This is a genomic window from Paracraurococcus lichenis, from assembly GCF_030657435.1.
Taxonomy (GTDB): Bacteria; Pseudomonadota; Alphaproteobacteria; order Acetobacterales; family Acetobacteraceae; genus Paracraurococcus; species Paracraurococcus lichenis.
In genome coordinates this window covers 1-2,727 of the sequence record NZ_JAUTWS010000237.1, presented here as the reverse complement: position 1 = coordinate 2,727, position 2,727 = coordinate 1, and the positions used below count along the sequence as shown (strand labels likewise).

Annotated in this window: 2 protein-coding genes; one reads left to right on the top strand and one right to left on the bottom strand. The window is 67.9% G+C overall.

What is annotated here, in order from left to right:
• The first annotated feature begins 351 nt into the window (after positions 1 to 351).
• On the top strand, positions 352 to 2,100 hold the full coding sequence (locus tag Q7A36_RS39250) for a methyl-accepting chemotaxis protein (RefSeq protein ID WP_305109220.1): 1,749 nt from the start codon (positions 352 to 354) through the stop codon (positions 2,098 to 2,100).
• A gap of 292 nt (positions 2,101 to 2,392) precedes the next feature.
• Here Q7A36_RS39250 and Q7A36_RS39245 read toward each other — a convergent pair.
• Positions 2,393 to 2,727 (bottom strand): transposase (locus Q7A36_RS39245; protein ID WP_305109219.1); only part of this gene is annotated, 335 nt, incomplete at its 5' end.

Below are 2,727 nucleotides of genomic sequence, written 5' to 3'. Positions count from 1 at the left end.
CGTCGGCGCCGTGCGCTTGAAATACGTTCTTCGCAACGTCGAGCCCGATCGTGCTAGCCTCTCCCATGGACGCCTCCCCTGGTGGTTGCTCAACACCTTCACCTTGGCACATCGATGCCGTCGGGGGGCGTCCACACCATCACACTGGATCCAAAGCGGTCGTAAGCGACCCTGAACCGTCCAAGCCGGCCACGCAGCGGAACAGACCGGGGCTGATCTGGATGCCAGTTTCCCAGGTGCAGGCACGTACTACCTGAGATTGCTGTAGGCAATCCGGATATCATCGACTTAGATATCTACTTAGCCGCGAGCTTCCCGCTCGGGATCTCCATCTCAGTTGGGCTTCCCCGCATGACCCACGCCTCCTCGGCCCCTCACATGGCCACCTCGCCTCCTCCCAGCAGCAAGGGGTCGAGCATCCGCACCAAGCTGATGGCTGCTTTCGGCGCACTCCTCCTGGCAGTCATCGTGATGGGCGGCTTTGCTGTCCTGGAGCTCGGCAGCGTCGATTCCCGTGCACGCGAGATACGCGACAACTGGCTGCCGAGTGTCAGCACACTCGGTCGCCTGGGCGAGCGGGCCACCCGGTACCGCCAGGTTCAGGCCCTGGTCCTCCTGACCGCCGATCCAGAGCGCCGGGAAAGTGCCAGGAAGGTGCTCCTGACCATCGAGGCCGAAGTGGAGCGCTTCTGGTCGGACTACAAGCCGCTTGTGTCACCTGGTGAGGAGCAGTCCCTCGCGGCCGCGATTGGGCAGGCTTGGCAGGATTACACCGCCCTCAGCCGTCAGATGTCTGATTTCGAGCGGCGTGGCGACAGCTCTGCAGCAACGGCACTCTATGCGGGTGAGAGCCGGGAAGTGTTCAGTCGCCTGCGCGCCGCAGTCGATGCCGATGTAGATTTCAACGAACGCTCCGCCAAGGCAGCCGCCGATCGGGGCAGCGAAGCCTACCACTTCTCGCTGTGGATCCTAGGCTTGCTCTCGCTGGCGGCCACGGGCCTGACGATCGCCGCCGCCGCCTGGCTGAACAGTAACGTCGTCGCCCGCGTCATCCGGTTGGCGGGCGTCACCCGGCAGCTCGCACGCCGCGACTACGCCTTCGACCTGCCCTGCGCGATGCACAGGGACGAAATCGGCGACCTCGCCCGCGCCCTCGACGAGTGTCGCACCGGGCTGCAGCGTGCGGACGCGCTGGCGGCTGAGCAGGCAGCGGAGCAGACGGCGAGGGCGGCGCGGGCGGAGCGGCTCGCGGCGCTGCTGCGCGGCTTCGAGGCCAAGGTGCGCCGCACCGTCGAGGTGCTCGGGGCGGCGGTGTCGCAGTTGCAGGGTACCGCGCGCACCATGTCTGGCACGGCCGAGGACACACTCGAGCGCGCCGGCGCGGTCGCCGCCGCGGCCGAGCAAACCAGCGCCAATGTCCAGACCGTCGCCGCCGCCGCCGAGGAGCTCTCCGCCTCCATCGCCGAGATCACCCGCCAGGTCTCGCAGAGCGCCAAGGTCGCAGGCCAGGCCGTCGCCGAGGCCCGCCACACCGACGAGGTCGTCCGCGGCCTCGCCGAGGGTGCCCAGCGCATCGGCGAGGTCATGCGCCTGATCACCACCATCGCCGGCCAGACCAACCTGCTCGCGCTCAACGCCACCATCGAGGCAGCGCGCGCCGGCGAGGCCGGCAAGGGCTTCGCGGTGGTCGCCTCCGAGGTCAAGAACCTCGCGGCGCAGACCGCCAAGGCGACCGAAGAGATCGCGGCGCAGGTCGGCGCCATGCAGTCGGCCACCGGCGACGCGGTGGGCGCGATCCAGGCGATCGGGGCGCGCATCGGCGAGGTGAGCGAGATCGCCGCCACCATCGCCGCCGCCGTCGAGGAGCAGGGCTCGGCCACCGCCGAGATCGCCCGCAGCGTGCAGCAGGCCGCGGCCGGCACGCAGAGCGTCTCGGGTGCGATCGGCGCGGTCAGCCGCGCCGCCGGCGAGGCCCGCACCACCGCAGGCCAGGTCGCCACCGCCTCGGAGGAACTCGCGCAACAGGCCAAGACCCTCGACCAGGAGGTCGGCGAATTTCTCTCCAATGTCGCCAAGGTGGAGGGTGCGAGAGCGGCTTGAGCACGACTGCGGCGCTCGCCAGTGGCGGGCGCCGGATGTCTGCCTACGGCAGGGCTTCATGCATGCCCAGCCGCCGTTGTGCGAACGCTGCCCAGCATCGAACTTGCAAATGGATCAAGAATTGGCTGGCAGCGAACCTCAGCTTGCCATCCAGAGCCGCAGTTCAGCCGCAGCAGAGAGGATCGCCAAGCCCAATCCGGGTACCGTCTTTCCGGAAAACCTTAACACGGCAGGCACTTGCCGCCGTCAAGCCAAACCGTGGATCCATGGCTCGGGTCAACTGAATTCCTGATTACGCGGAAACCTCAGCCAGTTTGAGCCGGCGGTAGGGCATAGGCGGCGCCTGCAATGCGGCGGTGGCAAGGCGCGGCAGCATGGCGGCAAGATCGTAGCGGCGGTTGAAGCGGTACTGGAACTCGGCGAGGTAGCGAGGGACGTGCTTCGGCGCGATCGAGCGGTAGGTGCCGGTGATCGCGGCCTTTATGTTGCCCAGCGCTGTGTTCACCCACTTGAAGGCTGGTGTGCGTGCCGCCTGCGCGCCCGAGCCGGTCTTGATGACCGTGTGTCGGCACCCTGCCTTGGTGACGGCGGCGAAGCAGGGCAGACCGTCGCTGACCACCTCGCAGG

Coding starts and splice junctions, on each gene's coding strand:
- Q7A36_RS39250 (WP_305109220.1), top strand. CDS start 352: ATGACCCACGCCTCCTCGGCCCCTCACATGGCCACCTCGCCTCCTCCC.